Raw genomic sequence first — 2,994 nt, 5'->3', positions numbered from 1 at the left:
GGGGGCGGGACGGCGCTTCATGCGGCGATCTCCGATGCAGCATTGCGGCACGGCCCACACATCTGGTTATGCGGACCTTGAGACTCGAACTTTCTCCGGCAGCGCAGGCAGGTTCGCTTGGCGGGTCGGATGTTGACTGTGGCGCCGCCGAGGGCGGAGGGAGCCATGCGGCGGACGCGGCCTTGCCGACTTCCGTTGGACTTCGCAGTAGCCTTGCCGGTGGCCAGGACAGTGACGCGCCGCCAATTGACGCCAGCCTCGATCTTGATCAGGCCCATCTTCGACAAGCGCTGCAAGGCCTCGGTGCATCGGGTGTGATCGCCGACGACGATCCCCTTATCCATCAAATCGGTATTGCTGGGGCACGGCAGTCCGGCTTCGGCCGCCGCCGCCAGTAGGTCGTAGAGGTCGCGCAGCCGGCCGGTCAGGTGGTCAGCGCTGATCTGTGCTGTGGGTTCCATCCGAATCGTCTCCTGGCCTAGCTCATCAGGGCGGGGTGGCCAACCTTCCGCCGACGTCCGGCGCCGTCACCGACGCCGGGCGTTTCGCCTCAATCCCGCTGCTTCTCTCCGCAGAAAGGGCAGTATTTGGCGACCATCCTCCGGGGCCTGCCTTTGCGGCTCTCGATCTTCCCTTCATCTTTCCGCATCAGGGGAATGGACAGTTCAAGAACCAGGTCATCGCCTCTGCGGGCAACGACAGTCGGCAATTCCTGGTCGCCTTCAGATAGAGCGAGGTTGATCTTGTCGATGCAATCGCACATCACACATCCTCCTTCAGAGCGATGGGCTCCGGCCCGCTCCCCAGAACGTTGATTATGGAGGCTGTCCGGTCATGGCTCTGGATCGCCGCTACCGCCAGGGCGGCGATCTTGACCAGGCGCTCGCGGTAATCAGGGGCGGCATTGCCCCGGCCATCGATCAGGTTATGCGTATGCGCCCCGATCAGGGCGCGCCATTCCAGAGACGTGTGCTGATCGTCATGCTCCGGCCCGCCCCATTGCAGGTCCTGCGCCCAGCGTTCATCCGCGACATCGGTCAGCACATCGATCAGGTGCAACGTGTCGCTTTCGCTCTGCTGGCTCGGATAGTCCTCGGCAGACAGCACAAAGTATTTCATGGCCATGATCGTCACGCCCTCCCGGCCGGCGACTGGGCCAGCAGATCCATATTGTCGATTTCAAGGATATCGAGCGCCGCACTCATCATGCTGATCGCCAATGCTTGCTTCCCGCTCTGCATGGCGATGCTGACGAAAGCCGAGAGCGTGGCTTCCATGGCCAGCCCCGGCCGGCCATTAGCATCGGCGGCTTCGCCGGCAACCTTGGCGATGGCGCGGGTCAGTCCGAGTAGCACCTGCTTGTGCTCGTGGTCTTGGTCGGCTGCGGCAGCGTTGGACCGGGTATTCAGATCGCCCTCCATCACAGCACCGCCAAGTCGAGCGAGACGGCCTGCAGGGGCATTTCGGCGCTGGGGCGCTCGTAAAAGCGGACATAGCTCTTGGTGCCGGTCACCAGCATGGCCGCCGCGATGGCTTCCATGGCCCGCTTCCAACGGTCGTCGGTGATCTCCAGGCGGCGCAGGCCCAGCACCGCACTGGTCGAGACATTGCCGTCCTTGTCGGTCCGAAACGCCCGTTCAACGATGGCTTTAAGCTCGGGCCGAGCATCGGCCGCCCATTCCGTCAGGCAGTCGCCGACCAGCTTCTCGGCGACCTTCAGGCGCTCGTCGAAGCGCAAATGCTCGGCAACCTGAACCTTGATCTCGATGGTGCCGTCATAGCTGCGCAGGGTCAGGTTGCCCTTCAGTCCGCCCAGCTTGGTGTCGTACTCGGCAGCCGCCAAATCGACAAAGGCGCTGATCTCGGACAGAGCGTCAGCCTTGAAGTTGCGCATCTGGTCGCGCAGATCCTTGGCTTTCATGATCAATCCACGCACCAGCTCGTCGCGCAGCTTGTCCAGGGGCCTGACCAGTTCTAGGGGCACGTCATGCCCCAGGGCATTTCGCATGTAACCCTCGCGGGCCATTCCGATAGTCTCGCTCATCATCTCTCTCATCCTCTCAGTCGTGCAGGGCATTGCCGAGCAGCAGGCGCTCGGGATGCGGAATCGGATTGGCGGGCTGAATGGCATGGCGCCATCCAAGGGCCTGCAATAGGCGGCGTAGCAGCATCATGCGGCGTCACCTCCGGTGGGCAGTCGCCGGGCGGTGCGGACGCCCTTGCGATGCAGGATGCTGGCGATCTCGATCACGTTGTCGGGCAGGTCGGCCGGATTGATCCGTGCGCGGGCCGGCATGGCCACCGCCTCAAGGGCGCGGGCGTCCTCGGCTCGGTCACGCAGCATCACCGCCACGCGGGTTGCCAGGGCATCATTGATGCGGCCCTGCTCCACAGCGGCGCCCAGGGCGTTGGCCATCTCTTCCAGGTCATTACTCAGCATGATTTTGGCCCTCCTTGCGGGCGTTGGGGCAGTCCTGGCAGGCCTGCCAATGGCGTAGTTGGGATGGGCTGGACAGGGGCATCGAGCGGGCGGCGTAACCAGCGCATTCCTCTACCGACAGATCCTTGGCCAGATGCGGGCATTGGATGCGGCCGACCAGCTTGGCCAGGATCGCCGCCTCGATCTTGGCGACGTCATTGGCCGGATATTTCGCCGCCAGATAAAGCGACAGAGCCGTGCGCGAATAGCCGATCTTGCCGGCCACGGCCGTGATGCCGCCCTTGCCACCGTTAGCGGCGTTGTGATGCTCCACTGCATCGCGGGCGATCTCTAACGCACGCATGGAAGCACCTGCTTGGTGTTGCGGTCATAGACCTCCCAGTTACCGTTGCGCTTGCGGGCAACCGGAGATTCAGGCCCGGTATCCAGGAGCAACTGGTAGCGGACATAGCCCTGGCTGCCCGGTACATCGCTGGGCTGGCGCTTGGGCAGGCGGCGCAAATACCCTGCCTCGGCAAGGCGGTTGAGATAGATCGAGGCATGGGACGCAGCCT

At 63.7% G+C, this 2,994-nt stretch carries 8 protein-coding genes; all 8 read right to left on the bottom strand.

Annotated features, from left to right (window positions below; all coding sequences use genetic code 11):
* Positions 1 to 17: 17 nt before the first annotated feature.
* Entirely contained in the window at positions 18 to 461 is a 444-nt protein-coding gene (locus EPD66_RS23690) for a hypothetical protein (RefSeq protein ID WP_142851027.1), read from the bottom strand.
* 89 nt (positions 462 to 550) lie between these two features.
* Positions 551 to 763 (bottom strand): hypothetical protein, encoded by a 213-nt coding sequence (locus tag EPD66_RS23685; RefSeq protein ID WP_142851026.1) that lies wholly within the window; start codon positions 761 to 763, stop codon positions 551 to 553.
* Complete coding sequence (locus tag EPD66_RS23680) at positions 763 to 1,125, bottom strand: hypothetical protein (protein WP_142851025.1); 363 nt, start codon at positions 1,123 to 1,125, stop codon at positions 763 to 765. The genes EPD66_RS23685 and EPD66_RS23680 overlap by 1 nt, the downstream gene beginning before the upstream one ends.
* Before the next feature lie 5 nt (positions 1,126 to 1,130).
* Complete coding sequence (locus tag EPD66_RS23675) at positions 1,131 to 1,421, bottom strand: hypothetical protein (RefSeq protein WP_142851024.1); 291 nt, start codon at positions 1,419 to 1,421, stop codon at positions 1,131 to 1,133.
* Entirely contained in the window at positions 1,421 to 2,047 is a 627-nt protein-coding gene (locus tag EPD66_RS23670) for a DUF3164 family protein (protein ID WP_255448628.1), read from the bottom strand. The genes EPD66_RS23675 and EPD66_RS23670 overlap by 1 nt, the downstream gene beginning before the upstream one ends.
* 123 nt (positions 2,048 to 2,170) lie before the next feature.
* Positions 2,171 to 2,440, bottom strand: a complete 270-nt coding sequence (locus EPD66_RS23665) for a hypothetical protein (RefSeq protein ID WP_142851023.1) — start codon at positions 2,438 to 2,440, stop codon at positions 2,171 to 2,173.
* On the bottom strand, positions 2,430 to 2,783 hold the full coding sequence (locus EPD66_RS23660; RefSeq protein ID WP_142851022.1) for an XRE family transcriptional regulator: 354 nt from the start codon (positions 2,781 to 2,783) through the stop codon (positions 2,430 to 2,432). The genes EPD66_RS23665 and EPD66_RS23660 overlap by 11 nt, the downstream gene beginning before the upstream one ends.
* The coding region (locus EPD66_RS24250; protein WP_221931106.1) for a hypothetical protein at positions 2,771 to 2,994 on the bottom strand (224 nt) is incomplete at its 5' end. The genes EPD66_RS24250 and EPD66_RS23660, both read right to left, overlap by 13 nt.

The organism is Telmatospirillum sp. J64-1, assembly GCF_006980715.1.
Classification (GTDB): domain Bacteria; phylum Pseudomonadota; class Alphaproteobacteria; order Rhodospirillales; family Magnetospirillaceae; genus Oleiliquidispirillum; species Oleiliquidispirillum nitrogeniifigens.
The sequence above is the reverse complement of the archived record's forward strand: the minus strand, read 5'-3'. Positions and strand labels throughout refer to the sequence as shown.